This window comes from Ochrobactrum teleogrylli (genome assembly GCF_037482325.1).
Taxonomy (GTDB): Bacteria; Pseudomonadota; Alphaproteobacteria; order Rhizobiales; family Rhizobiaceae; genus Brucella; species Brucella teleogrylli.
In genome coordinates, this window is record NZ_JBBHKQ010000001.1 from 1,158,309 (window position 1) to 1,183,715 (window position 25,407).

Consider the following 25,407-nt stretch of genomic DNA (forward strand, 5'->3'; position numbering starts at 1 on the left):
GGCTTTTTCAGTCAGCGCTCGCTGATGATCTTACGAGCGGGGAGGAAGGATCGGCAGAGGCTCTGCACGACCGACGATGAATGCATAGGAGCATGCACCGACAACGGCCATGATGGCGGCCATCAGGAAGGACGGCGTATAGCTGCCGTTGAACTGATCCAGCAGGAAGCCGAACAGGAACGGGCTGATGATGCCCGCGATGTTCGAAGCAAAGTTCTGGATGCCGCCGATGGAAGCCACATGGCGCGAGCTTGGTGCAACGTCTGCTGGCAGGGACCAGATCGCGGTCGCTGCAATGGCGAGGCTACTATAGGAAATCGCCAGGAAGAACAAAGCTGCATAGAGCGATTCAACCAGCGCTGCCGGAAGAATGGCGGCACCGCCCAGCATGCCGCCGACCATGACGATCTTGCGAACCGTGGTGACATTGGCGCCGTTGCGGATGGCGCGGTCGGCCAGAAGGCCTGCGATCCAGGCAGTGACGACGGCGGCAAGGCCGGGGATCATGCCATAGAGGCCAAGTTCAGCAAGGTTCAGGCCGCGTGCGGTCTTCAGATAGGTCGGGAACCAGGTCAGGAAGAAGTAGATGACGAAGTTCAGGCAGAAGAAGCCGAGCATCATGCCCCAGACGGTGCGATAGCGGAACAGATCGGCCCAACGGATCTTCTGTGCTTCTGCGCTGTCATTATCATCGGTGCGGGCACCGTTCTGGATGATGTACTGGCGCTCCAGATCATTGGCGCGCGGATGTTCAGAAGGATCGCGATAGGTGACGTACCAGAAGAACGCCCACACGATACCGACAGCACCCAGAATGACGAAGGAATAATGCCAGGTCGCAAAAGCGATGATCGAGGTCACGATCGGCAGGGCGAGAACCGTGCCGACGCGCGAACCGGAATCGATCACAGCGGTTGCGAAAGCGCGTTCGCTTCTCGGGAACCAGCGCGAAGCCGCCTTGGTCGCTGCCGGATAGGCAGGGGCTTCACCCGCGCCGAGGAAGAAACGGACGGTGAAGAAGGTCCAGAAGCTGTTGGCAAGCGGCGTGACGGCGGTGAAGACCGACCACCAGACGGCGGCGAGCGAAAAGCTCTTGCGCGCGCCCAGCTTGTCGGTGATCCAGCCTGCAAACAGCATCATGCCGTCATAGGCCCAGAAGAAGGCACCAAGGATGAGGCCCTTCTGCGTGTTGGTCAGGTTGAGGCCCAATTCGGAATCGATGAAGGGCAGCGCCACGCTCATATTGGCGCGATCGAGATAGTTGATCGCGATGCCGATAAAGCACATGAAAAGTATGAAATACCGGAAGCGGCTGGCGCCGAATGGCGCCTTGTTTGATGTGTTCATTCCCAATATCCTCCCGGGATACGTCTTCGCAGTTCGAATGATGGTCAGAGCGTTTGCAGTGCTGTAACCGCCCTGACGGTTTGGTTTTGCGCTTATGACCGGCTGGGTCAGGCGGGCAAGGTCACGCCGTATTTTTCAGCCATTTCACCGAATGACTGCCATGTCACCGGATCGATGGTTACACCGCTTTTTTCGCGCTCTTCGGCAACGCGCCATTCGCGGTCGCCGGGAGCCATGACGGTGCAGCCTTCGCGGGCTGGTGAATTGCGCAATGTTTCGAGATAACGGGTCATGCCCGCATCGAAGACATCGCGTTCGATAAAGGCTTCCGGCTTGATCGCCAGAACGAAAGCCCCCATGCCGCGCGGCGTGGAGAAATCGGGGCCGCCCATAGGGGCAATATCGAAGCTGAGTTTCATGCCGGTCAGAACGGCACTGAGAATTTCCGCAAAACCGGCCAATGCTGCGCCCTTGAAGCCGAATTCGCCGCCAAGGGGCGCCAGCATTTCAACCGCTTCCGCATCGCGCGTATCCACACCGTTGAGATCGGAGGCGGTGCCCTGCGGCAGCTCAACACCGAGGCTGCGATAGAGCAGCACGCGGTTATAGGGGATCGAGCTTGTGGCCATATCCAGAAGCCACGGATTTTCGTCGGTGGTGGGTACGCCGACCGAAATCGGGTTGGTGCCGTGGAACCGCATTGCACCATCATGAAGGCGCACGAAACTGTCGGAATTGCAGACGGCGATACCAATGCGGCCCTGTCGCGCCGCTTCCAGCGCATAGGCTCCGGCGGCAGCGAAATGCGAGCTGTTGCGAATGGCAACAGCGCCGATGCCGAACTGATCGGAGAGTGCGATGGCGCGATCCATGGCGGTATAAGCTGCCAGCGCGCCATGGGCATCGTCGGCGTCGAGCGTTTCAATGGCGCCGAAACTGCGCACGGCCTTGAGATTGGGCGTCTTGTTGACGCGACCGCCCACGAGAGCGGTCACATAATGCGCGAGCAGGCGGACGCCGTGGCTATCCACGCCGTAGCGCGTGCCGTGCATCATCGCGCGCGTCGCCGCGTCAGCGGTTGCATCATTGGCACCGCATGCGGAAAAAACCTCGCGGCAGAACCGTTCAAGTGAGGCGAGCGAGAACGCCGCCTGGTCAACTGCCTGTTGCACTATGAAACTCCTCCGGCCATAATGTATTGTGCATGCACTATACGAATTTTTTGGGAGACGCAATCCGAGATATATTAGGGAGGAAAACCGGCATTTATGGGCGCGTCCACGGGACGTTCAGGGGGATAAACATCAGTCCGCAAATCATATTGGACTCAATGGGTTGCATGTGGGCTTATCGATCCCGACATAGGAGGCACCATGCCTGTGGGTATCGGGATAAACCGGACAAAATAACAAGAAGCCGGACGCATTCAGGGGAGGAAAAATGACATGATGCGTAACATCGCACCTAAACTTTACCAGCGCGCGCGTGACAGTCTCGCGGCGGACATCGCCAATGGCGCCATTCCAACGACCAAGCGACTGACGGAAAGCTGGGTCGCGGAATTGTTCGGCATCAGCCGGGTTCCAGCGCGTCAGGCGCTGGCGGAACTGGAACAGCGCGGCCTCATTCGCAAGGCGGAGGGGCGCGGTTATGCCATTGCCGAAGAAGCGGCAAACAGATCGCGCCTGTCTGGCAGTTCGAACGGCGATCCGCATGTCAGGAAAAGCGCCGACAGCCGCATGCAGTTCATGCCCAGCTGGCAGCTCATCTATACCGAAATCGAAAGCGAGATTTTCGCCCGCACATCGCTGGCCGACTGGCGCGTCAACGCGCTGGCCTTGGCCAAGCATTATGGCGTCAGCCGTACTGTGGCGCAGGACGTCATGGCCCGGTTACAGCAGCGCGGCGTCATCCAGAAGGACGAGCGCGGGCGCTGGTTCGCACCGGCGCTCACCGACAAGCACATCCACGATCTGTTCGAACTGCGATGGGTGCTGGAGCCGCTGGCGCTTGAAAAAGCGCTGCCGCGTCTGCCCGAGGGATTTCTGGCGCGGGTTCGCCGCAATCTGGACGAAGCGGTCACCGCTCCGCTGGTCGCGGGCGAAACGCTGGACCGGCTGGAACAGGAACTGCATGTCGAGCTTCTCGGCCATTGCGACAGCGCGTCCTTGCTCGAGGCGGTCCGGCTGCCACAGACGCTGCTCGTCGCGCATCATTTCCTGTATCAATGGACATCGGGGCTTTTTGCGTCCGAGCCGTTTCTGCCAGAACATCTTGAAATCGTGACGTGTCTACAGTCCGACAATCTGGCGGGGGCACAGCGCGCGCTGGTGAATCATCTGCAAATCTCGCACGAACGCGCCATGCTGCGCATCAATACGCTGGCCAGCACGATCCGGCCGCGTGAGCTGCCCTATCTGGAACGGCAGTCTTAGAGCCTGTTCCAAAAGTCGCCCTGTGTGGCTGCAAATGGCGCTTTTCTACATTCCGGTGCTCACGTACCTTTAAGTACGCTCCGCTCCGGTACTCGAAAATCACCATTTTCGCACACACATGCCGCTTTTTGATTCAGGCTCTTGAGCTTGGAGCGGTTCCTGTTTCGATGAAAACATCGGAACCGCTCTCTTATTCATTGCTTGCTGGAAGCTTTAGCCCTGAACAAGCGCCAATGCGCGCACGGGCGATCCCGTACCAGCGACGAATTTCAAAGGCGCGGCGATCAGGATCGCACCCTTTGCCGGCAGCTGGTCGAGATTGCTGAGGCTTGCAAGGCCGTAGCGATTGGCTTCATGCAGCAGATGATGCGCCGGGAAGGGCGGGGTCATGCCGCCTGCCGAACCGGCATCGGTGCCGATGGTTTCCTGACCCCAGCCGATGATCCCCTTGGAGAGCAGATAGCGGATCGCTTCCGCAGTCGGGCCGGGCGAATGCGGGCCATTCTCGTCGGCATTCAGGAATGTCTCGCTGGAGCCGTTGCGCTTGTACCAGTCGGTGCGCAGGATTACCCACGATCCGGCTTCAATCTCGCCATGCTCGGCTTCCCACTCCTGGATGCTTTCCACCGTCAGGAGATAATCCGGGTTGGCCGTTGCTTCCGCAGAGCGGTCGATCACATTGACCGGTGCAACGAAGTTCTGCGGCGGGATGGTGTCGGTCGTGTTGTTCGCGTGATCCTTGCCGGTGACCCAATGGCAGGGAGCATCAAAATGCGTTCCCGTATGTTCGCCAAGTTCGATCCAGTTCCACGCCCAGAACGGACCGTCCTGATTGTATTTGCTGATCTCGTGGATCTTCACATTCGGAGTGTTTTTGCCGAATTGCGGCGGGAGATAAAGCACTGGCGTATCGGGCCCGAGCGGCGCGGTAATATCCACGACCTTGATCGATTGCGATACCAATGCGGATGCAAGTCCGGTGAGAACGGATGTCTCTTTCATAGTTTCCCTCGTCTTTGCCGCTCTCGACCCAGTGTGGGTGGAGCTACGGATTTGTGCAATGGCTTCTTTGAGCCTTGAGGAGAAAGCTATGCAATATCATATGACTTTGCAAGTATTTAAGCGGTTCTCATGCGCCGATAAACATCACAAATTGCCGTGAAATCTTTTTTTATCGGGCTTTCCTTGCGGCGCCGGAATGGGGCGCCACAACAAGAAATATATGCATTTAGAAATAATGTGGCGGTGAGGTTGTTTTCTGCGCGGAAAAAAGGGTGTTTCGCGGTCTTTCGCAGGGCTTTTGGACAATTTATTTAAGGCTTGAAATATTTTCCGGCAAACGCGATTCTTAAAGCACGGATTATGGCTCGATTCCTGAGCCTGACCAACGTGCTTTGAATAAAGGAAATGGGCGTGTCGGTGGATTTCGAGATCATAGTCAGCGACGATCATGAAAGCGAAAAGCCGGAATTGCGTCTCTGGCTGCGCATGCTGTCCACCACCAAGCTGGTCTCGCAGGAAATCCGGCGGCGTCTGCGCAATGAATTCGGCGCGACACTGCCGCAATTCGATTTGCTGGCGCAGCTCTATCGCGAGCCGGAAGGCTTGCGGCTGGGAGAACTGTCACGCCGCACGATGGTAACCAATGGCAATGTCACCGGTCTGGTGGAACGGCTGGAAACCGAAGGTCTGGTGAAACGTGAGACGCCGGGCGCCGATCGTCGCGTCACGGTGGCCCGTCTGACGGATCAGGGCATTTCGGTGTTCAGCCAGATGGCCAAAGCCCATGAAGGCTGGCTGCGGGAAATGATGGCCGATGTCGATCACGATATCATCCAGACCCTGCTGGCCGATCTCGATCCGCTGAAGAAGTCGGTGCGAAACCATCTTTCCGGCGCCGAAGACGAATAAGCCGTCTCCCGCCTGCCGTTTTTTATTTCGCCTGATCACTTGTTGCAAACATGGGGCCGCCCTTGATCGACGGGAAGCCGTAGCCGTTGACCAGAACCAGATCGATATCGTCGGAATGGCGCGCAATGCCTTCTTCAAGCAGGGCTTGCCCTTCATGCGCCATGGCGGCGAGCAGACGCTGCATGATCGCCTCATCGCTGAAATTGCGAGGAATAATGGCGTTGCGCGCACGGTAATCATCGATCAATGCATGGACGTCCGGATCGTTTGTGCGAACACCATCCGCATAGCGATACCAGCCGAGGCCAGCCTTGCGGCCAAAACGCCCAACTTCGCATAATTTGTCGGCAACATCGAAATAGGTAAGGTTGGGATCGCGGCTTGCCGCCGCTCTCTTGCGCCGCGCCCAGGCAATTTCCAGCCCGGCCATGTCGTAAACCGCGAAAAGCCCCATCGGAAAGCCATAGGCTTCCATGGCGCGATCGATATCTTCGGGATAGGCGCCTTCGGCCAGCATTTTCTCGGCTTCCGTGCGATAGGCTGAAAACATCCGGTTGCCGATGAAGCCTTCGCAGACACCAGTGACGATGGGCAGCTTCTTGATCTTGCGGGCAAAAGCGATGCCGGTTGCAAGCGTCTCGTCGGACGTTTCCGCGCAGCGCACCACTTCCAGAAGCCGCATGATATTGGCTGGCGAGAAGAAATGCAGCCCCAGCACCCGGTCGGTGCGATTGGTGATGGCGGCCAGCTCATCCGGATTGAGATAGCTCGTATTGGTCGCCAGAATGGTTGCCGCAGGCAGCAACGCGTCAAGCTCGCGGAACAGCGAGGCCTTGACGGTGAAATCATCGAAGACGGCTTCGATGACGAGATCGGCATCGGCCAGTGCGGACATGTCGGCGCTGACGGAGAGCTTCGCGCGTTGGGCGTCTCCGGCCTCAGCGGAAAGCCTGCCGGTATCGACGGCCTTCTGGATCATATCGCTGATCCGCGCATGGCCCTTGGCGGCTGCCTCCGCAGTCGTTTCATAGCCGATGACCTTGTAGCCAGCGGTAAGACAGGCAACGGCGATCCCCGATCCCATCAGGCCGGTCCCGGCAATGCCGATGGTGGAAAGCGCCAGAGGTTTCGCCTCCATGCCTTCCACTTTTCCAGCCGAGCGTTCGGCAAAAAACAGATGCCGCAAGGCGGCGGCCTCTTCGCTGTCGCGCAGCCGAATGAAGGTGGTCCGTTCCTCAGCCAGACCTTCGGAAATCGCGGTCGTTGTCGACAGCTGAACCAGCCGCGCGGCTTCACCGGGGGCGGTCGCGCCACGCGCTTTCTTCTGTATCTTGGCTTTGGCCTGTTCAAAGGCGGCAGCATCGGGCGCGGTGACAGGTAGATCGACGGTGCGGCGCAACGGTTTGCCGACCAGCGCATTGGCGAGCGCGATGGCGTCGGCCACAAGGTCGCCGACCGATATCTGGTCAATGAGGCCCAATTGCTGGGCTTCGTCCGGGGCGATCTGGCGTCCGGTGGCGATCATGTCGAGCGCTGCCAGCGGTCCGATCAATCGGGGCAGGCGCTGCGTGCCGCCAGCGCCGGGCACGATCCCGAGCTTGACCTCCGGCAGGGCAAAGGATGCGCTGGTCGATGCGATCCGCGCGTGAGCGGCAAGTGCAATCTCCAGTCCGCCGCCCAAAGCAGGACCGTTGATTGCAGCCACCACGGGCTTGTCCGCGCTTTCGATGAGCGTGATGACATCCGGCAATGTCGGTTCGACCGGCGGCTTGCCGAATTCGCGAATATCCGCCCCGCCGATGAAGATTTTGCCAGCGCCGCTCAGCACGGTCGCGCGGATCGCCGCGTCTTCTGACGCATGGCGAATGGCTGCGGCAAAACCTTTGCGCACCTCGGCGGAGGTGGCATTGACCGGCGGGTTATCGACCGTGACGACAAGAATGCCATCGACAACCGTGCCTGTCACAGCGGCGGAGAATTCGCTTCTATCGGCCATGGCGGTCTCAGTCCGGTATAACGGCAAAAGCCTGTATTTCGATCTTGGCCCGGTCTTCGACCAGCGCGACAACCTGCACCGCCGCCATGGCGGGGAAGTGCTTGCCGATCACATCACGATAGGCGCGACCGATGCCTTTCAGATTGGCGGTATATTCAGCCTTGTCGGTGAAATACCAGGTCATGGAGGCGATATGCTCCGGCCTGCCGCCAGCTTCCGCCAGAATGGCGACAATGTTTTTCAATGTCTGCTCGGTCTGCTCGACGAAATCGTCGGTCTCGAACTGTTGCTGTTCGTTCCAGCCGATCTGGCCGCCGATATAGACGGTGCGCCCACGCGCTTCAACGCCATTGGCATATCCGATGGGGCGGGCCCAGCCTTGCGGCTGCAGTGTCTTATGCATGTTGTGTCTCCAGAAAATACGTGCGGGGCAGGCGTTAATTCGCCTTCAGCAGTTCGCGCGCGATAATGAGTTTCTGCACTTCCGTTGCGCCCTCATAGATGCGAAGTGCGCGTATCTCGCGATAAAGCCGCTCGACGATTTCGCCGCTTTTCACACCGCGACCGCCAAACATCTGCACGGCCTTGTCGATGGTTTGCTGGGCGTTTTCCGTCGCAACCATCTTGGCCATGGCGGCTTCCTTGGTGGTGTTCAGCTTCTGAACGTCGCGCCGCCATGCTGCGCGATAGGTCAAAAGTGCTGCGGCGTCGATATCGGTCGCCATGTCGCCAAGCGTGGCCTGCGTCAGCTGCAAGTCGGCCAAAGCGCCGCCGAACATCGGACGCGACCGCGCATGGGACAGCGCCTCGCTGGCTGCACGGCGCGCAAAGCCAAGTGCTGCTGCCGCAACCGATGCGCGGAAAATATCAAGCGTGCGCATGGCGATCTTGAAGCCTTCGCCCGGCGCGCCGAGGCGGCGCGAGGCCGGGATGCGGCAATTGTCGAAGCGAATCGTCGCCAGCGGATGCGGCGCGATCACATCGATGCGTTCCGCGATGGAAAAGCCGGGATCGGTGGCGAACACGACAAAGGCCGAAATGCCCCGCGTGCCGGGCGCTTCGCCGGTGCGGGCAAAGACGGTGTAGACATCGGCGATGCCGCCATTGGAAATCCAGGTCTTTTCACCGTCGAGCACATAATGGTCGCCATCAGCTTTGGCGGCGCAGCTCATCGCCGCCACATCGGACCCTGCCAGTTTTTCCGACAGGGCAAAGGCCGAAATCCATTCACCGCTTGCCACTTTCGGCAGCACGGCCTGCTTGAGCTCGTCCGATGCGGTGAGGCTGATTGCGCCGGTGCCAAGGCCCTGCATGGCAAAGGCGAAATCGGCGAGACCATCGTGATAGGCCAGTGTCTCGCGGGCAATACAAAGTTTGCGGGAATCGATCCCTTCGCCGCCCGTCAGGCTGACGGCTGCTTCCAGCAGCCCGGCTTTGCCCAGCGCTTTCACCAAAGCGCGGCAGGCATTGTCCGTGTCGCTGTGATCGACATCGGCCAACGCGGGGCTTTGAGCAAAGGCATCCAGTTTTGCGGCCCAATCGGCATGAGCTTTGTCAAAAAACGGCCAGTCGAGATGCTCCCGCGTCAGCGGCAGTGCTGCGGAACTATCCATCGTCAGTTCCCCTCGAAAACGGGCTTCTGCTTGGCAGCGAAAGCCTCGAAGGCACGGCGGAAATCCTGCGTCGCCATGCAGATCGCCTGCGCCTGCGCTTCCGATTCCACCAGTTCTTCAATGCCCATGGCCCATTCCTGATTGAGCATGGTCTTGGTCATGCCATGCGCGAACCATGGACCGTCGGCAATATTGCGCGCCAGCGCTTCGGCCTTGCCCAGAAGATCGCCCTGCGGATGAAGCGCGTTGAAAAAGCCCCAGCGTTCGCCTTCGTCAGCGCTCATAAAGCGTCCGGTATAAAGCAGTTCCGATGCGCGGCCCTGCCCGATCAGTCGCGGGAGAATGCCGCATGCGCCCATATCGGCGCCTGCGAGCCCGACGCGGGTAAAAAGGAAGGCGGTCTTCGCTTCCGGCGTTGCGATGCGCAAATCCGATGCCATGGCCAGAATGGCGCCAGCGCCGGCGCAAATGCCGTCAACGGCGGCAATGATCTGCTGCGGACATTTGCGCATGGCCTTGACGACATCGCCAGTCATGCGCGTGAAAGCCAGAAGATCGGGCATCGTCATATGGGTCAGCGGTTCGATAATTTCGAACACATCGCCGCCCGACGAGAAGTTTCCGCCAGCGCCGGTCAGAACGATGGTGCGCACGTCGGAGGCATAGACGAGATCGCGAAACAGATCGCGAAGCTCGGCATAGCTTTCAAATGTCAGCGGATTTTTCCGGTCCGGGCGGTTCAGGGTCAGCGTGGCAACGCGACCGTCTTCGCTTGTTTGCCATAGAAAATGCGTGGCCTGATAGTCCTTGAAAGGCTTCAGATTGCTCGCCATCGAAATCGTGCCGTCGGTCATCCTGCCATTACCTCCCCACCGGCGATTGCAATCGCCTGTCCAGTTATCGATTGCGCGCCGGGCGATGTGAGCCACAGCACGGTTTCAGCCACCTCTTCTGGCTGTATCAGGCGTCCCTGCGGGTTCGCCTTGACGAATTCTGCCAGAACATCTTCCTCCGACCGTCCGGTCTTGGCGACAATGGCCGCAATCGAGCGTGAGATGATCGGCGTATCGGTAAAACCGGGGCAAACGGCGTTGACCGTCACGCCCTTGCGGGCGAGTTCCAGCGCCAGCGCGCGGGTCAGACCCACGACCCCGTGCTTTGCGGCGCAATAGGCCGAGACATAAGCATAGCCGCTCAGGCCCGCCGTGGAGGCGATATTGATGATGCGCCCGCCTTTGCCGCCCGCCTTGATGTCATCGAGGGTCGCCTGCGTCACATTGAAAACGCCGGTCAGATCGACATCGAGAACGCGGCTCCACATGTCGAGACTGGTTTTCTCAAACGGCGCGCTCGGTGCTTCTCCGGCATTGTTGATAAGAATGCTGACAGGCCCGAATGCGGCGCGCGCGCTGTCCAGCCCAGTTGCGATGGCTTCGCGGTTGGTCACATCGAACCCATCGGCAATAAAGCACCGTTGCCAGTCCAGAAGGGCGGCGGTTGCTTCCAGCGGTTCGCGGCGGCGACCCGCTAGGGTCACATTTGCCCCGGCGCTCGCAAGACCGACCGCGATAGCGGCGCCGATGCCGCTACCGGCGCCGGTGACCAGCGCATGCTTGCCGGAAAGGGCAAGGCCAACAGCGGCATCGTTCATCGCAATCTCCCGTTACTTCGCACCTTGCGGCGCAGCTGCGGCGCGGGCGAGATTGGCTTCATACTGATACTTGGCGGAGCGATATTGCTTCGGCCATGCGATCGAGTTGATTCCGATTTTTGCCGCTTCATGCAATGCCCAGGACGGGTCGGCAAGATGCGGTCGGGCCACGGCGCAGAGATCGGCGCGGCCAGCCGCGATGATCGAATTGGCATGATCGGCTTCCGAAATCGCGCCGACGGCAATCGTCGGAATGTGGATTTCGTTGCGGATCTTGTCGGAGAACGGGGTCTGGAACAGACGGCCATAAACCGGCTTTTCTTCCTTCCAGACCTGTCCTGACGAACAGTCGATCAGATCGGCGCCAGCGGCCTTGAATATGTCGGCAAAGATCGCCGCATCTTCCGGCGTGTTGCCGCCTTCAAACCAGTCGTGACAGGAAAGACGAACCGAGATCGGTTTGTCCTGCGGCCAGACTTCGCGGATTGCGTGGAAGACTTCCAGCGGATAGCGCGCGCGGTTTTCGTAAGTGCCGCCATATTCATCCTCGCGCCGGTTGGTGAGCGGCGAGAGGAAGCTCGACAGAAGATAGCCGTGTGCACAGTGCAGCTCCAGCCAATCGACGCCCGCTTCGGCGGCGCGTTTGGTGGCAGCGACAAAATCCGCTTTCACCCGGTCCATGTCGGCGCGGTCCATCGCCTTCGGTGTCTGGCTGTGCTTCAGATAGGGGAGGGCGGAAGCCGACAGCAGTGGCCATGAACCCTCTTCCAGCGGCTGATCGATCCCTTCCCATGCAAGCTTGGTTGCGCCTTTACGTCCGGCATGGCCGATCTGCATGCCAACCTTCGCATTGCTGTTGCCATGGATGAAATCGACAACGCGCTTCCAGCCTTCGGCCTGCGCATCGTTCCAGATGCCGAGACAGCCCGGCGTAATCCGCGCATCGGGCGACACGCAGGTCATTTCGGCAAAGACCAGTCCCGCGCCGCCCATGGCGCGGCTGCCGAGATGCACCATATGGAAGTCGTCGATCAGGCCATCGGTCGCGGAATACATGGCCATCGGCGACACGACGATGCGGTTTGGCAATGTCACGCCGCGCAGCTTGTAGGGCGTGAACATCGGCGGCAGGCAACGCTCGTCTTCCGTCACGTTCAGCCCCTGCTTGCGGGCGAACCAGCGCTCATAGCCTTCCAGCCAGCTCTTGTCGCGCAGGCGCAGATTTTCATGGCTGATGCGTTGCGAGCGCGTCAGCATGGAATACATGAACTGTTCCGGCTCCAGCGTGTCGGCATAACGTTGGCCGACGACCTCGAACCATTCCATGGCGTTGCGCGCGGCGTTTTGAATGCGCGCGACATCGACGCGGCGGATTTCCTCATAGGCATGCAGGACTTCAGGAATGCCTTCCTTGCCGTGACCGAGCTTCTGGAACTGGTTGGCCAGTTCAATCGCGTCGTCGATGGCAAGTTTGGTGCCCGAGCCGATGGCGAAATGCGCGGTATGGGCCGCGTCACCCATCAGCACCACATGGGAATTGCCGTTGAAGTGGCTCCACTTTCCGCAAATCAGGCGGTTGAAGTTGAGCCAGGCCGAGCCGCGCATATGGCGCGCATTGGTCATCAGCGGCGCGCCTTCCAGCGTTTCCGCAAAAAGCTTTTCGCAGAAATCGATGGATGCGGTCTGATCCATCTGGTCCAGTCCATGCGCCAGATAGGCTTTCTCGGTAGTTTCGATGATGAAGGTCGAGGTCTTGTCGTCGAACTTGTAGATATGCGCCTGGAACCAGCCGTGATCGGTCTTGCGGAAATCGAAGGTAAAGGCGTCGAACAGCTTTTCCGTACCGAGCCAGATATAGCGATTGGGCCGCACGATCAGATCGGGTTCGAACACGTCCTCATAGCGATTGCGAATGCGGGAGTTCAGGCCGTCCGAAGCGATGATGAGATCGGCGTCCGGGAAATCGAGATCGCTTTCCACGTCGGTTTCAAACTGAAGCTTCACGCCCAGCGCTTCGCAGCGCAGCTGAAGAATGTTGAGCAGGCGCTTGCGCCCGATGCCGACGAAGCCGTGGCCGCTGGTGCGCTGGCGCGTGCCCTTGAACAGAACCTCGATATCGTCCCAGTGATTGAAGGCGTCCTGTATTTCAGCCGCACTTTCCGGGTCCCAGACCTTCATGGATTCCATGGTCGCGTCGGAAAACACCACGCCCCAGCCGAACGTGTCGTAAGGGCGGTTCCGCTCCACGACCGTAATGTCATGTTCCGGATGAAGTTTTTTCATCAGAAGGCCGAAATAAAGGCCGGCCGGACCTCCTCCAATACACACGATACGCATGTTGAGTTCCCTTTCCGATATGCTGCCGACCGATATTTGCCGAACGGAGCCGGTTAATTATTTTAAGCTTAAAATATAATTAGGGGTTCTGGCGCGTCAAGCGAAAAAATCATAGTCTTTCCCACATCGCGTTTGGGAGGCGAGAAAATGCGCCCAAACAGAAATATGCAAATGCAATAATTATAATCGTTCTGAAAAGCGCTATTGACACAGTTTAGAATTGGAAAATATGCTGATGCAAATGAATTGATATTCCGGCGAACGGAAAAGGGGAATTGTCATGGCGGAGCGCTCATTCGCCCGTGAGGTCGAGGATCTGAAGCTCGGCGAAGGCGATATTTTCAGTGGCGAGGGCATTCTCGCCATCACCAAGGCGCTGTTGCAGTCAGGCGTGTCCTATGTCGGCGGCTATCAGGGCTCGCCGATTTCGCATCTTATGGACGTTCTCGCGGATGCGAAGGACGTGATGGAAGATCTCGGCGTCCATTTCGAATCGTCTGCATCGGAAGCTGCGGCTGCGGCCATGCTTTCCGCTTCCGTGATGTATCCGGTGCGCGGCGCAGTGACGTGGAAATCGACGGCTGGCACCAATGTCGCCTCCGACGCGCTGTCCAACCTTGCCTCCGGCGGGGTGACTGGTGGCGCGCTGGTCATCATCGGCGAGGATTACGGCGAAGGCTCCTCCATCATGCAGGAGCGCAGCCACGCCTATGCGATGAAATCGCAAATGTGGCTTTTGACGCCGCGGCCCAATCTGCCTTCGATCGTGGAAGCCGTTGAAAAAGGCTTCGAACTGTCGGAAGCCTCCAACACGCCGGTCATGTTGCAGGTGGGCATTCGCAGCTGCCATGTGCATGGTCAGTTTGTGGCGAAGGATAACAAGCGGCCCGCCCACACGCTAGCCGAAGCGCTGGAAAATCCAAGGCGCGATGTGAACCGTATCGTCCTGCCGCCTGCATCTTTCCTGCACGAGAAGGAAAAGCTCGAAAAGCGCTGGCCCGCAGCCGTCGAGTTTGTCAAAGCCAATCGTCTCAATGAATATTTCGGCCCGAAAGAGGGCGATGTCGGCATCATCCTGCAGGGCGGGCTTTACAACAGCGCTATGCGCGCCTTGCAGCAAATGGGGCTGGCCGATGTTTACGGCGAAAGCCGCGTTCCGCTCTATGTGATGAATGTCGCCTATCCGATGATAGACGATGAAGTCATCGACTTCGTCGCCGGCAAAAAAGCCGTGGTGATGCTGGAGGAGGGCGCGCCTGAATATATAGAGCAGGCGCTGCATACGCTGCTGCGCCGCCGTGACATCCAGACGAAACTGTCCGGCAAGGATGTGCTGCCGCTGGGCGGCGAATACACAACGCCCGTGCTTTTGAAGGGTCTGACGGCATTCTTCGATGCGCATGCGCCCCAATTGCTCGGCAACCGTCCGCCGCTGCCCGATCCATCGCCGGTTCTGGCCGATGAGCGCGTCAAGGCGCTGGCAGAAGTGGTGCCGCCGCGCCCCGCCGGTTTCTGCACCGGTTGCCCGGAGCGCCCGATCTTCGCCGCCATGAAGCTGGTGGAAAAGGAGCTGGGCGAGCATCACGTTTCTGCCGATATCGGCTGCCACCTCTTTTCCATTCTGCCGCCGTTCAATCTCGGTGGCACGACCATGGGCTATGGCCTCGGCCCGGCCTCGGCTTCCGCTTTCAACGTGCCTGCGGGCAAACGCTCCATTTCGGTGATGGGCGATGGCGGTTTCTGGCACAATGGTCTTGCCACTTCAGTCGGCAATGCCGTTTTCAACAAGCAGGATGGCGTCATCCTGGTGGTCGACAATTACTATTCGTCGGCGACGGGCGGTCAGGATGTGATGTCCTCCAGAGCGATCAATCCGCGCCGCAAGACCAACAATTCCATCGTCGATGCAGTCAAGGGAATTGGTGCGGGCTGGGTTCGCCAGATCGACCACACCTATGACGTTGCCAAGATGCGCGACACGCTGAAGGAAGCGCTGACGACGGAAGAAAAAGGCCCGAAGATCATCGTGGCGTCGTCGGAATGCATGCTCAACAAGCAGCGCCGCGTGAAGCCGCAATTCGCCAAGGCCGTCAAGGACGGCAAGCGGATGGTCAAGCAGCGTTTCGGCGTCGATGAGGATGTGTGCACCGGCGATCACGCCTGCATACGCCTGTCGGGTTGCCCGTCGCTTTCGGTGAAGCATACCGACGATCCGCTGAAGGACGATCCGGTCGCGGCCATCGACAATTCCTGCGTCGGTTGCGGCAATTGCGGTGAAGTTTCGGAAGCGGCGGTTCTGTGCCCGTCCTTCTATCGCGCCGATGTCATTCACAATCCGACGGGTTGGGACAAGTTCATGCATCGCCTGCGCTCCCGTGTCATTGGTTGGCTGCAAAAGCGCCGCCGCGCGTCGCGCATCGTCTTTGCGGATTGAGGAACAGGCCATGGCCACACTGAATGCATCGCCGTCCGCTCTTCTGTCGCAGGACAAACCACTGTCAATTGCCATCCTCGCCATGGGTGGTCAGGGCGGCGGCGTTCTGGCCGACTGGGTCGTGGCGCTGGCGGAAACCAATGGCTGGGTCGCGCAGACAACTTCCGTGCCCGGCGTGGCACAGAGAACCGGTGCGACGATCTATTATCTCGAACTGTTGCGGGCCCGCGAAGGGGCGCATCCGATCCTGTCGCTGATGCCGACGCCGGGCGACGTCGATATCGTCATTGCGGCTGAACTGATGGAAGCGGGGCGCTCGGTTTTGCGCGGTCTCGTGACGCCAGACAAGACCTTGCTCATCACCTCCACCCATCGCTCCTTCGCGGTGGGCGAAAAGGAAAAGCCGGGCGATGGCATCGGCAATCCGGTGGTCGTCGAGGACGCAACAGCCTTTGCCGCGCGCAAGACCATCGCCTTTGACATGGAAGCGCTGGCAACGAAAAGCGGCAGCGTGGTGTCTTCAGCTCTGTTCGGCGCGCTTGCCGCTTCCGGCGCTTTGCCCTTCGACAAAGCCGCCTTTGAAACGACGATCAAGTCTGGCGGCAAAGGCATAGAGGCCAGTCTCAGAGCTTTTGAAGCTGCCTATCAGCGCGCGCTTGGCGGCGCGAATGACAAGCTAGCGGCAACGCCCGCAAAGCGGCTCGACCCTCTGCCCGAACGGTCCGATCATCCAGCGCTGGATAGGCTTATCCAGCGCATTCGCAGCGAGTTTCCGGGTGATTGCCATCCGATGTTTTTCGCAGGCATCAAGAAACTGACCGAGTTTCAGGACCCGGCCTATGCGGATGAATATTTGACCCGCTGCGCTGCCTTGCTCAAGGCCGATCGCGATAATGGCGGTGCGGCGCATGGTTTTGCCTTCACCGAACAGGCGGCAAAATATGTCGCTGTCGCCATGGCTTATGACGATGTGGTCCGGGTGGCGGATATCAAGGTGCGCGGCTCGCGGTTCGAGCGGGTGCGCAAGGAAATCGGCCTCAAGAAGGACCAGATCGCCTATACGACCGAATATATGCACCCGCGCATGGAAGAAGTGTGCGGCACCTTGCCGAAAGGCATCGGCGCATGGATTGAAAATCGCCCCAAACTCTTCGCATGGCTCGACAAGCGTGTCAGCAAGGGTCGCCGGGTAAACACGGGAACGCTGTTCTGGTTCACCGGGCTTTATGTCGTTTCGGGCCTGCGTCGTTTCCGGCGCGGCAGCCTGCGCCATCAGCGTGAGGTCGAACATCGTGAAGCCTGGCTGGCACAGGCGCTGGCTGTCTTGCCCAAGAACTATGATCTCGCGGTCGAGGTTCTTGGTTGCCGTCGTCTGGTTAAGGGCTACTCCGATACGCATTCGCGTGGCCTGTCGAAATTTGACCGTGTCCTATCCGCCTTGCCTGTTCTGACTGAGCGGGACGACGGCGCGGCCTGGCTCCGGCGTCTGCGGCAAGCCGCCCTGCTGGACGAACAGGGCATCGCGCTCGATGGCGCGCTGAAGACAATCGCGACGCTCTGACAAAGAGCGCGCCTCGCCAATTCAAAAGTAAAGGGGAAAGCTATGTCTCAAGCCCAGAGCATAGACGCGCCGGCTGTTGCCGGAAAGGAAATATCGGCAGGCAAAAGCCTGCTCGTCGTCGGCCTGTGCTGGCTCGCGATTTTCGCGGAAGGCTATGATGTCGGTGTCATCGGGGCTATTCTGCCCGCTTTGTCGGTCGATCCGGTCTGGCAACTGACGCCGATAGAGCTTGGTGCCATCGGCAGTTACACGGTGATCGGCATGCTGATCGGCGGCATTCTTGCTGGCACGTTGAGCGAGCTTCATGGACGCAAACCGCTGTTCATCGCCTGCATCACCCTGTTTTCGCTGTGCATGATCGTCAGCGCCATGGCGCCGTCCCCGTTCATCTTCGGATTGAGCCGGTTCATTTCGGGCATCGGTCTTGGCGGGATTATTCCGGTCGCAGCCGCGCTGACAGTGGAATATTCCCCGATCAAGAAGAAGAGCTTCAACTACGGTCTCATGTATTCGGGCTATTCAATGGGATTGCTTGCCGCAGCCTTGTGCGGTCGCGGTTTTCTTGAAGCGCATGGCTGGCGCACCATCGTGCTGATCGGCGCCATCCCGCTGCTGTTTGTCCCGATCTTCCTCGCATTCCTGCCTGAAAGCGTGGAATCGCTGGTCCAGCGCGGCAAGCATGATGCGGCGCGCAAGACGGCGGCACGCATGGGCGTCGGCGTTCCGGGGGCGATTGTCCGCAAGCATGGCAAGGTTGGCTGGCGCACGGTGTTCAGTGAAATCTTCTCCCCGAAAAAGGCGTTCGAAACCGCCTGCTTCTGGATCGCGCTCTTCATGGGTCTGCTGCTGGTTTATGGCCTCGCACAATGGCTGCCGCAGATCATGCGCAAGAACGGTTACGACCTCGGCAACAGCCTGCTGTTCCTCGCAGTCTTCAGTCTCAGCTCGGCAATCGGCGGTATTGTGCTTGGCACTTGGGCGGATCGCTTCGGTGTGCGCCGCACGGTCGCCTGTTCCTATGCGCTGGGTGCGCTCGGCATTGTGGCGCTTGCCTTCAAGGGTTCGCTCCTGATGAATTATGTGTTTGTGGCCATTGCCGGTTTCGGCACCGTGTCGGCATCGCTGGTTCTGACAGGCTTTCTGGCCCAGCGGCTCGATTCCTCGATTCGCTCCGCCGGAACTGGCTGGGCGCTGAGCTTCTCGCGCATTGGTGCGCTGTCGGGCCCGCTTCTGGGCGGCTTGATCGCAAGCCTCAATGTCGGCCCGCAGTGGAACTTCTATATCTTTGCTATCGTTGCCGCTTTGGCAGCTGTGGCAACCGCGCTGATCCCGTCACGCTCGACGGATTGATGGTCTGACAATTCCGGCTCGCTTTCTTGAAGCGGGCCGGTTTAAAGTTCGTTTTTACGGATATTGCGCAGCATTTTCTGCAAGGTGCCGACAAAGGCGCGATGCTCGTCTTCATCGATGCCTTCAAACAATTGCAACAGCAGATCATACATGACCGGCCATGCTTCGTTGAAGATGTTGCGGCCTTCTTCGGTCATCGAAATATCGCGGATGCGCATGTCTTCTGCGCGTGCCTGACGGCGGATGTAACCCTGCTCTTCAAGCGAATCGAGCGTGCGGCTCATCGTTGATTGTTCGGTCACGGTAAAGACCGCAAGCTCGTTGATCGTCGCCGAAGGGGTGACACTCAAGACGGCAAGCGTGCGCAATTTGACCGTCGTGATCTGGCGGCCTTTCAGCGCTTCCGCAAGGTTTGCATTATAGCGCGCCATCAGGCGGTTCATCAGGTAGGGCGCAAAACTGTTCAGGCCGATCTCGCCCAGCGAACGCGCGGGGTTCTCCTCCTGATGCTCGGAAGCCAGAACCGTACCTGAGAAGCGTTCCTCCATGAATTCCCTCGTCATCGATCATGGTTGCAACAGTCATGCGCCGGATGCATTTTGGCATCAGGCGCAACAAGGCGCTCTCATCGGTGTTAATATCGGTTGCGGAAAGATGCCAGTGAAAAGCGAGCCTGAAACGACAATCGCATCGACCTTCCCGCCCAGATTTCTGAAAACACCGCCGGTTTGACCGTCGGATCGCAGGTTGGTGTTAGGGGCAGAGAAATTGGACGGCGCGGCTTTCGGGATCGCAAAGCGTATCGATCACATTGCAATGATGCGTGCCGTCGATTTCCCAGGCGCTGGTCTCGATCCCCAATCCGTACCAGATGTTTGCCAGCAGCGTATTTTGCCGCCTGAATTCCATCAGCTCGTCGCCGCCGACACAGCAATGCACGGCGATGTCCGTGCGCGGGCGCTGGAGAGCTGCGCTTTCCGCGACAGCTTCTGCGGCATCCATATGGAAAATATCGTTCATTGCGGTCTTGAGCAGCGGGCGCAGATCATGCAGCCCGCTGATTGAAAGAACACGACTGATCCGTTCTGCCGTTGCGGCGGCAATGGGCGCGTTTTCGCAGGCCATGCGGCTGACCAGATGCCCCCCGGCTGAATGGCCGGTCAAGGCAATGTCGCCGTCCACTTCCTGCGCCAGATGGTCGAGGAAGCGACCGATTTCCAGCGTGATGCCGGAAATCCGTGTTTCGGGGCAGAGCGTATAGCTTGGCATGGCCACGCGATAACCGCGCGCAAGCGCGCCTTGCGCCAGATGCGACCAGAAACTTTTATCCAACCCCTTCCAATAGCCGCCATGGACATACACAACGGTGCCCTTGGCCGAGCCGTCCGGCAGGAAAAGATCGTAGTGGTTGCGTGCGCCGTCGCCATAGGCAATGTCGGGTATCAAACGGCCCTGATCGCGCATTTTTTCGCGAAAGCTGGAGGCCAGTTCCGTCCAGCGCGGCGGATAGCTGGCGGAATCGCTGATAGCTTTCATATTGTCATAGGCGGTATCGAAGTCGTGAAGCACTGAATTCTCCTGCATATCCATGCGCAAGCCGCGTCAGGCGCGGGCTTCGCTAGCCGCCTGCGCACGCAGGGCGGATCGCTGCAATTTTCCGGATTCCGTCTTGGGCAGGCTGGAAACCCAGCATATCACGCGCGGATATTTATAAGGCGCGAGTTCGCTTTTGACATGGCTTTGCAGAGTTTCCTGCAAGTTCTGGTCGCCATTATAGCCCTCGTTCAGCACCACATAGGCTTTTACGATGCAGCCCCGTTCGTCATCGGGCGCTGCCACCACGCCGCATTCCGCCACGGCCGGATGCGCGAGCAGGCTGGCCTCGACCTCCGGTCCGGCAATGTTGTATCCGGCGGAAACGATCATGTCGTCATTGCGGGCCTGATACCAGAAATAACCGTCCTCATCCATGACATAGGTATCGCCGGTAATGTTCCAGCCGTTCTCGACATATTTGGTCTGGCGCGGGTCGGCCAGATATTTGCAGCCGAGCGGCCCGCGAACGGCAAGGCGTCCGGGCGTGCCGGGCGCGCATTCCTGCCCGTTGTCATCGATCACGCGCGCTTCATAGCCGGGGATTGGCTTGCCAGTCGCGCCGGGGCGAATATCCTTTTCCGGCGCGGAGATGAAGATATGCAGCATTTCCGTGGCACCGATGCCGTCCGCCAGCGAAAGCCCGGTGGCGCGTTTCCACGCTTCGAAAGTGGGGAGCGGGAGGGCCTCACCGGCTGAAACACATTTGCGCAGCGAGGAAAGATCATATTGATCGATCTTTGAAAGCATGGCGCGGTAAGCGGTCGGCGCGGTGAAACAGACAGTCGGCTTATATTCGCCGATGGCGAGCGCCAGATCATGCGGCGCGGTCTTTGCCGGAAGCACTGTGGAAGCGCCAATTCGGAACGGAAACAGGACCAGCCCGCCAAGACCGAAAGTGAAAGCCAGTGGCGGCGAGCCAATGAAGATGTCGTCTTCAGTCGCGTCCAGAATGTGATGCGCATAGCAGTCACAAACGATCAGCAGGTCGCGGTGGAAATGGATGGTCGCCTTCGGCAGGCCAGTGGTGCCGGATGTAAAACCGAGCAGGCAAGGATCATCGCCGCGTGTCGCGACCGCCTCGAAATCGCTGGATGCATCGGCCAGCAATGCGCCAAGCTCTCCGTCTGCATTGCCTTCCCATGTCACCAATGTTTTGACGAAACCTGTCTGCGCCACAGCATTTTGCATTTCGCCGATCAGAGCATGATCGCAAAAGGCAATGCTGATTTCGGCCTTGTCGATGATCTGGACCAGCTCGCGGGCGCGCAAAAGCGGCATGGTCGCGACCACGACACCGCCTGCCTTGATGATCGCCATATAGAGCGCAATCTTGGTCGGGTTATTGCCCGAGCGAATCATCACGCGATTGCCGGGTTTCATGCCAAGCTTGTCGGTCAGCACATTGGCGATCTTGTTGATCATCGCGGCAAGATCGCGATAGGTCCAGTGCACGCCCGGTGCCTGCAAGGCGATGCGGTCGCCTCTCCCGTTTGCCAGATGGGCGTCCACCAGCTCGGTGGTCGCGTTCAGCTGTTCCGGATAACCGAGTTCTTCAAGGTTGATGATATCCGGTAGAAGTTCCGCAGCCGGGAGATTATCCAGAACGAATGTGTCCACATGAGCGCTGGGGTGCATGCTCGTCTCCTGTCAATGCCAGTAATTTGCGTTCGACTGCATGGTCAAACGTGCAAGTAACGTTCCTTGATGTCCGGGGTGTTCAAAAGGGCGGCGTTGTCGCCGCTCCACACCACACGGCCTTTTTCGATGACCACGTGACGGTCGGCAAAGCGCGCCAGCGCATCGACATTCTTGTCGATGACGAGGATCGCTTCGCCCTCATCCTTGATGTTGCGCAGGCAGGACCAGATTTCTTCGCGCATCAGCGGCGACAGGCCTTCCGTCGCTTCGTCCAGCACAACCATTTTCGGATTGGTCATCAGGGCGCGACCGACCGCCAGCATCTGCTGCTCGCCGCCGGAAAGCTGGTTGCCCATATTGCGCCGTCGTTCTTTCAGGCGTGGAAACATCCGGTAGATGCTCTCCAGCGACCATTTGCAGGAGCGCGCATCCGCGCGCCGGGTGGCCAGTAGGTTTTCCTCGACACTGAGCGTCGGGAATATCTGCCGTCCCTCCGGGACCAGCCCTAGCCCCTCGCGGGCTATCGCATGGGGCGGCTTGCCGGTCACGTCATGACCATTGACGATGACCTTGCCGCCCTTGGGCGGCAGCAAGCCGAAGATCGACTTGATGGTTGTCGTCTTGCCCATGCCGTTTCTGCCGAGAATGGTAACGACCTCTCCCGCGCCGACTTCAAAATCGATGCCAAAGAGAATGCGGGACTGGCCATAGGCGTTCTGAAGCCCTTCAACTTTCAGCATCAGGCGGCCTCCTCTTCACCGAGATAGGCGGCGCGTACGTCCGGGTCGGAGCGTACGGCGGCGGGTGTTCCCGATGCGATGACGCGCCCGTAGACAAGCACGCTCACCTGATCAGCCAGCGAGAAAACGGCATCCATGTCATGCTCGATCAAAACCAGCGTGTGGGTCTGGCGCAGGGAGCGCATCAATTCGACCAGCACCACGGATTCCTCGTGGCTGGTGCCAGCCAGTGGCTCGTCGAGTAGCAACATCTGCGCTTTGGTGGCAAGCGCGATGGCAATCTCAAGCTGGCGCTTTTCGCCATGCGACAGCGCTCCGGCCCGGCGATGGGCGCGGTCGTCCAGCCGCACGCGGGCAAGTGCCGCCATGGCTTGCTCGTTGATTTCGGCCTCCTTGCTCGCCGCCCGAAAGAAGCGGAAGCTTGAGCCTGATCGCGCCTGAACGGCCAGCGCAACATTGTCCAGCACGCTGAAACCTTCCAGAACCGAGGTGATCTGAAAGGAGCGCGCAAGGCCCAAGTGAACACGCGCGGGCATGGCCAGACCGGAAATGTCGCGACCATCAAAGACGACCGAGCCACGGTCACTTTTCAGATTGCCCGAAAGCTGATGGATCAGCGTCGTCTTGCCAGCACCGTTCGGGCCGATCAGCGCGTGAATTTCGCCGCGTTTGACGGTGAGATTGACGCCGTCCGTCACCTTGAGCGCGCCGAAGCTCTTGTGCAGGTCATGGACCTGAAGCAGTTCATCCGACATCGGAACCTCCACGCAGCTTGCGGATCAAGCCGCCAATACCGTCGCGGCTGAAAAGCACGACGAGGACGAGGAAAAGGCCGAGACCGAGTTTCCAATGCTCGGAGAAATGCGCCAGCACTTCTTCCAGTACGATGAAGGCGGTTGCGCCGAGGACTGGGCCAATCAGCGTGCCCATGCCGCCCAGCACGACCATGACGATCAGTTCGCCGGAGCGCTGCCAGCTCATGAAAGCAGGTGAAACGAACTGGATCTGGTTGGCGAGCAGCACACCGGCAATCGCCGCCGCCACACCGGCAATCACATAGGCGGTGAGCTGAAACGAGAAGGGCGAGAAGCCGATGGCGCGCATGCGCACCGGATTGTCCCGCGTGCCACGCAGCACACGACCGAACCGGGAATGCACCAGCATACGGAAGGTGAGAAACGCACCGACCAGCAGCACCAGCACGAAATAGAACAGCACCAGATTGCTGGAAAGCAGCGTATTGCCGAACAGCGTGGAGCGCGACGACAGCGTCATGCCGTCGTCGCCGCCAAAGGCCGACAGGGAGACCATGAAGAAGAAGGCCATCTGACCAAAAGCCAGCGTGATCATGATAAAATAAACGCCGTTGGTTCGAAGCGAAATATAGCCGGTGACGAGCGCGAAGAGCGCTGCGACAATGATGGCAGCGACCAGCTGCAAGATCAGATCGTCAATGCCATAGCTGGACAGGATGCCGACTGCATAAGCGCCGATCCCGATATAGGCCGCATGACCAAAGGAAACGAGCGCGCCGTAACCCATGATGAAGTTGAGCGAAAGTGCGGCCAGCGCAAAGATCATGATGCGGGTGACGATCACGAGGAGGAAGCTGTCGCCGAGAACGGAGGCGAGAAGCGGAACCACGGCGAAGGCGGCAAAGACCAGCCACGGGCCTGCATCCAGCAAGGGCGAGGTCGGGCGCTTTGCCTTTTCCGGCATGGCGGTATCGCGGGTGCTGTTATGGGTAATCTCGCTCATCGCGTCCCTCCCTGTGCCGGGAAGAGCCCAGTCGGGCGAAAATAGAGCACGGCCGCCATGAGAATATAGGTGAGCATCGGCACCAGCGTGCGGCCCATTTGCGAGGCTGCGGCGGGGTCGAGCAGATTGCGCAGCAGCATCGGTCCGAAGGTGCGGCCAAGCGTATCGACGAGGCCGACAGTGATGGCCGCAACAAAAGCGCCACGCACGGAGCCGACGCCGCCAATCACGATGACGACGAAGGTGAGGATCAGAATGGAATCGCCCATGCCGGGATCAACCGAGAGGATGGGCGAGACCATGCCGCCAGCAAAGCCTGCAAGCATTGCGCCCAATCCGAACACCACCATGAACAGGCGGCGGATATTGATGCCAAGAGCCGAAACCATGTCGCCATTGGTGGCACCGGCGCGCAGCAGCATGCCGATGCGCGTGTGATTGACGAGGACATAGAGACCAGCCGCTGTGAGAAGGCCAGCCGCGATGATCAGCAGGCGATAGACGGGATAGCGCAGGTTTCCAAAAAGCTGGATGGAACCGGAGAGCGATTCCGGCATCGGCACGCTGAGCGGCGCTGCACCCCAGATGATCTTCACCAGTTCATTCACGATCAGGATCAGCCCGAAGGTCGCCAGAACCTGATCGAGATGGCTTCGTTCATATAATCGTCGAAAGACCAGCACTTCTAGCACGATGCCGATGACAAGCGTGACGGGAAGCGCGATCAAAATACCGTAGAAGAAGCTGCCGGTCATGGCAGTGAAACTCGCGGTCAGATAAGCGCCGACCATATAAAGCACGCCATGCGCCAGATTGATCAGGTCCATGACGCCGAAGATCAGCGTCAGCCCGGCGGCGACGAGAAAGAGCAAAATGCCGAACTGAATCCCGTTAAGGGATTGCAGTAGAAAAAGATTGAGCATGGGGGATGTCCGGAACTCGTTGTACTGAAGCCCGGTTCACGCCAGACGGGCTGGCGTGACCTGTTTCAGACTTGGAAATTGAGAAGACTGGGCTCATCGGAGCGCCCTTCTTCCACC

Annotated in this window: 21 protein-coding genes; 5 read left to right on the forward strand and 16 right to left on the reverse strand. The window is 59.3% G+C overall.

Going from position 1 to position 25,407, the window contains the following annotated elements:
• Positions 1-30 precede the first annotated feature (30 nt).
• Entirely contained in the window at positions 31-1,347 is a 1,317-nt protein-coding gene (locus tag WIX40_RS05385) for an MFS transporter (RefSeq protein WP_109366829.1), read from the reverse strand.
• A 107-nt stretch (positions 1,348-1,454) separates the two neighbouring features.
• Positions 1,455-2,519, reverse strand: a complete 1,065-nt coding sequence (locus tag WIX40_RS05390) for an Ldh family oxidoreductase (protein WP_109366830.1) — start codon at positions 2,517-2,519, stop codon at positions 1,455-1,457.
• Between the two features lie 273 nt (positions 2,520-2,792).
• Between WIX40_RS05390 and WIX40_RS05395 the strand changes: the two genes are divergently transcribed.
• Positions 2,793-3,782 (forward strand): GntR family transcriptional regulator, encoded by a 990-nt coding sequence (locus WIX40_RS05395; RefSeq protein WP_339438997.1) that lies wholly within the window; start codon positions 2,793-2,795, stop codon positions 3,780-3,782.
• Positions 3,783-3,995: 213 nt separating this feature from the next.
• On the opposite strand, the gene WIX40_RS05400 is transcribed toward WIX40_RS05395, so the two are convergent.
• Complete coding sequence (locus WIX40_RS05400) at positions 3,996-4,784, reverse strand: cyclase family protein (RefSeq protein ID WP_140024627.1); 789 nt, start codon at positions 4,782-4,784, stop codon at positions 3,996-3,998.
• Positions 4,785-5,189: 405 nt separating this feature from the next.
• On the opposite strand from WIX40_RS05400, the gene WIX40_RS05405 reads away from it, so the two are divergent.
• Positions 5,190-5,693 (forward strand): MarR family winged helix-turn-helix transcriptional regulator, encoded by a 504-nt coding sequence (locus WIX40_RS05405; RefSeq protein WP_371830821.1) that lies wholly within the window; start codon positions 5,190-5,192, stop codon positions 5,691-5,693.
• Positions 5,694-5,715: 22 nt separating this feature from the next.
• Here the strand turns inward: WIX40_RS05405 and WIX40_RS05410 are convergent, their stop codons facing one another.
• From WIX40_RS05410 to WIX40_RS05435, 6 genes are read right to left on the reverse strand one after another with little or no spacing between them, the layout of a single operon-like run.
• A complete protein-coding gene (locus WIX40_RS05410; RefSeq protein ID WP_339438999.1) occupies positions 5,716-7,689 on the reverse strand; it encodes a 3-hydroxyacyl-CoA dehydrogenase NAD-binding domain-containing protein in 1,974 nt (657 codons plus the stop codon).
• Between the two features lie 7 nt (positions 7,690-7,696).
• Positions 7,697-8,092: a RidA family protein gene (locus WIX40_RS05415; protein WP_010659199.1), complete on the reverse strand. Its 396-nt coding sequence runs from the start codon at positions 8,090-8,092 to the stop codon at positions 7,697-7,699.
• A 34-nt stretch (positions 8,093-8,126) separates the two neighbouring features.
• The gene (locus WIX40_RS05420; protein WP_339439020.1) at positions 8,127-9,302 is read right to left on the reverse strand and encodes an acyl-CoA dehydrogenase family protein; all 1,176 of its coding nucleotides are present in this window, start codon (positions 9,300-9,302) and stop codon (positions 8,127-8,129) included.
• A 2-nt stretch (positions 9,303-9,304) separates the two neighbouring features.
• Positions 9,305-10,156, reverse strand: a complete 852-nt coding sequence (locus WIX40_RS05425; protein ID WP_339439022.1) for an enoyl-CoA hydratase family protein — start codon at positions 10,154-10,156, stop codon at positions 9,305-9,307.
• Positions 10,153-10,953 carry an SDR family NAD(P)-dependent oxidoreductase gene (locus tag WIX40_RS05430; RefSeq protein ID WP_339439024.1) on the reverse strand — a complete coding sequence of 267 codons (801 nt, stop codon included), beginning with the start codon at positions 10,951-10,953 and terminating at the stop codon, positions 10,153-10,155. Before WIX40_RS05430 ends, WIX40_RS05425 begins: the two co-directional genes overlap by 4 nt.
• 12 nt (positions 10,954-10,965) lie before the next feature.
• Complete coding sequence (locus WIX40_RS05435; protein ID WP_339439026.1) at positions 10,966-13,290, reverse strand: bifunctional salicylyl-CoA 5-hydroxylase/oxidoreductase; 2,325 nt, start codon at positions 13,288-13,290, stop codon at positions 10,966-10,968.
• A 280-nt stretch (positions 13,291-13,570) separates the two neighbouring features.
• On the opposite strand from WIX40_RS05435, the gene WIX40_RS05440 reads away from it, so the two are divergent.
• Genes WIX40_RS05440 through WIX40_RS05450 form a run of 3 tightly spaced genes read left to right on the forward strand, consistent with a single transcriptional unit; the run spans position 13,571 to position 18,635 of the window.
• Positions 13,571-15,724 (forward strand): thiamine pyrophosphate-dependent enzyme, encoded by a 2,154-nt coding sequence (locus tag WIX40_RS05440; RefSeq protein WP_339439028.1) that lies wholly within the window; start codon positions 13,571-13,573, stop codon positions 15,722-15,724.
• Between the two features lie 10 nt (positions 15,725-15,734).
• A complete protein-coding gene (locus tag WIX40_RS05445; protein ID WP_339439030.1) occupies positions 15,735-17,285 on the forward strand; it encodes an indolepyruvate oxidoreductase subunit beta family protein in 1,551 nt (516 codons plus the stop codon).
• Between the two features lie 42 nt (positions 17,286-17,327).
• Positions 17,328-18,635: an MFS transporter gene (locus WIX40_RS05450; RefSeq protein WP_339439032.1), complete on the forward strand. Its 1,308-nt coding sequence runs from the start codon at positions 17,328-17,330 to the stop codon at positions 18,633-18,635.
• A 41-nt stretch (positions 18,636-18,676) separates the two neighbouring features.
• On the opposite strand, the gene WIX40_RS05455 is transcribed toward WIX40_RS05450, so the two are convergent.
• The 7 genes from WIX40_RS05455 to WIX40_RS05485 form a co-directional block, all read right to left on the reverse strand.
• Positions 18,677-19,183: a MarR family winged helix-turn-helix transcriptional regulator gene (locus WIX40_RS05455; protein ID WP_010659191.1), complete on the reverse strand. Its 507-nt coding sequence runs from the start codon at positions 19,181-19,183 to the stop codon at positions 18,677-18,679.
• A 205-nt stretch (positions 19,184-19,388) separates the two neighbouring features.
• Complete coding sequence (locus WIX40_RS05460; protein ID WP_339439043.1) at positions 19,389-20,204, reverse strand: hormone-sensitive lipase; 816 nt, start codon at positions 20,202-20,204, stop codon at positions 19,389-19,391.
• A gap of 33 nt (positions 20,205-20,237) precedes the next feature.
• Entirely contained in the window at positions 20,238-21,866 is a 1,629-nt protein-coding gene (locus tag WIX40_RS05465) for a benzoate-CoA ligase family protein (protein WP_339439045.1), read from the reverse strand.
• A gap of 44 nt (positions 21,867-21,910) precedes the next feature.
• Complete coding sequence (locus tag WIX40_RS05470; RefSeq protein ID WP_109366844.1) at positions 21,911-22,609, reverse strand: ABC transporter ATP-binding protein; 699 nt, start codon at positions 22,607-22,609, stop codon at positions 21,911-21,913.
• Positions 22,609-23,364: an ABC transporter ATP-binding protein gene (locus tag WIX40_RS05475; protein ID WP_109366845.1), complete on the reverse strand. Its 756-nt coding sequence runs from the start codon at positions 23,362-23,364 to the stop codon at positions 22,609-22,611. Before WIX40_RS05475 ends, WIX40_RS05470 begins: the two co-directional genes overlap by 1 nt.
• Complete coding sequence (locus tag WIX40_RS05480) at positions 23,354-24,367, reverse strand: branched-chain amino acid ABC transporter permease (protein ID WP_339439049.1); 1,014 nt, start codon at positions 24,365-24,367, stop codon at positions 23,354-23,356. Before WIX40_RS05480 ends, WIX40_RS05475 begins: the two co-directional genes overlap by 11 nt.
• Entirely contained in the window at positions 24,364-25,290 is a 927-nt protein-coding gene (locus WIX40_RS05485) for a branched-chain amino acid ABC transporter permease (RefSeq protein ID WP_140024640.1), read from the reverse strand. The genes WIX40_RS05480 and WIX40_RS05485 overlap by 4 nt, the downstream gene beginning before the upstream one ends.
• Between the last annotated feature and the right edge of the window lie 117 nt (positions 25,291-25,407).

Bases quoted from the DNA above. Each gene is read 5' to 3' on its own strand.
- WIX40_RS05385 (WP_109366829.1), bottom strand. From the start codon at position 1,347: ATGAACACATCAAACAAGGCGCCATTCGGCGCCAGCCGCTTCCGGTAT.
- WIX40_RS05395 (WP_339438997.1), top strand. From the start codon at position 2,793: ATGATGCGTAACATCGCACCTAAACTTTACCAGCGCGCGCGTGACAGT.
- WIX40_RS05400 (WP_140024627.1), bottom strand. From the start codon at position 4,784: ATGAAAGAGACATCCGTTCTCACCGGACTTGCATCCGCATTGGTATCG.
- WIX40_RS05405 (WP_371830821.1), top strand. From the start codon at position 5,190: ATGGGCGTGTCGGTGGATTTCGAGATCATAGTCAGCGACGATCATGAA.
- WIX40_RS05410 (WP_339438999.1), bottom strand. From the start codon at position 7,689: ATGGCCGATAGAAGCGAATTCTCCGCCGCTGTGACAGGCACGGTTGTC.
- WIX40_RS05415 (WP_010659199.1), bottom strand. From the start codon at position 8,092: ATGCATAAGACACTGCAGCCGCAAGGCTGGGCCCGCCCCATCGGATAT.
- WIX40_RS05420 (WP_339439020.1), bottom strand. From the start codon at position 9,302: ATGGATAGTTCCGCAGCACTGCCGCTGACGCGGGAGCATCTCGACTGG.
- WIX40_RS05425 (WP_339439022.1), bottom strand. From the start codon at position 10,156: ATGACCGACGGCACGATTTCGATGGCGAGCAATCTGAAGCCTTTCAAG.
- WIX40_RS05430 (WP_339439024.1), bottom strand. From the start codon at position 10,953: ATGAACGATGCCGCTGTTGGCCTTGCCCTTTCCGGCAAGCATGCGCTG.
- WIX40_RS05435 (WP_339439026.1), bottom strand. From the start codon at position 13,290: ATGCGTATCGTGTGTATTGGAGGAGGTCCGGCCGGCCTTTATTTCGGC.
- WIX40_RS05440 (WP_339439028.1), top strand. From the start codon at position 13,571: ATGGCGGAGCGCTCATTCGCCCGTGAGGTCGAGGATCTGAAGCTCGGC.
- WIX40_RS05445 (WP_339439030.1), top strand. From the start codon at position 15,735: ATGGCCACACTGAATGCATCGCCGTCCGCTCTTCTGTCGCAGGACAAA.
- WIX40_RS05450 (WP_339439032.1), top strand. From the start codon at position 17,328: ATGTCTCAAGCCCAGAGCATAGACGCGCCGGCTGTTGCCGGAAAGGAA.
- WIX40_RS05455 (WP_010659191.1), bottom strand. From the start codon at position 19,183: ATGGAGGAACGCTTCTCAGGTACGGTTCTGGCTTCCGAGCATCAGGAG.
- WIX40_RS05465 (WP_339439045.1), bottom strand. From the start codon at position 21,866: ATGCACCCCAGCGCTCATGTGGACACATTCGTTCTGGATAATCTCCCG.
- WIX40_RS05470 (WP_109366844.1), bottom strand. From the start codon at position 22,609: ATGCTGAAAGTTGAAGGGCTTCAGAACGCCTATGGCCAGTCCCGCATT.
- WIX40_RS05475 (WP_109366845.1), bottom strand. From the start codon at position 23,364: ATGTCGGATGAACTGCTTCAGGTCCATGACCTGCACAAGAGCTTCGGC.
- WIX40_RS05480 (WP_339439049.1), bottom strand. From the start codon at position 24,367: ATGAGCGAGATTACCCATAACAGCACCCGCGATACCGCCATGCCGGAA.
- WIX40_RS05485 (WP_140024640.1), bottom strand. From the start codon at position 25,290: ATGCTCAATCTTTTTCTACTGCAATCCCTTAACGGGATTCAGTTCGGC.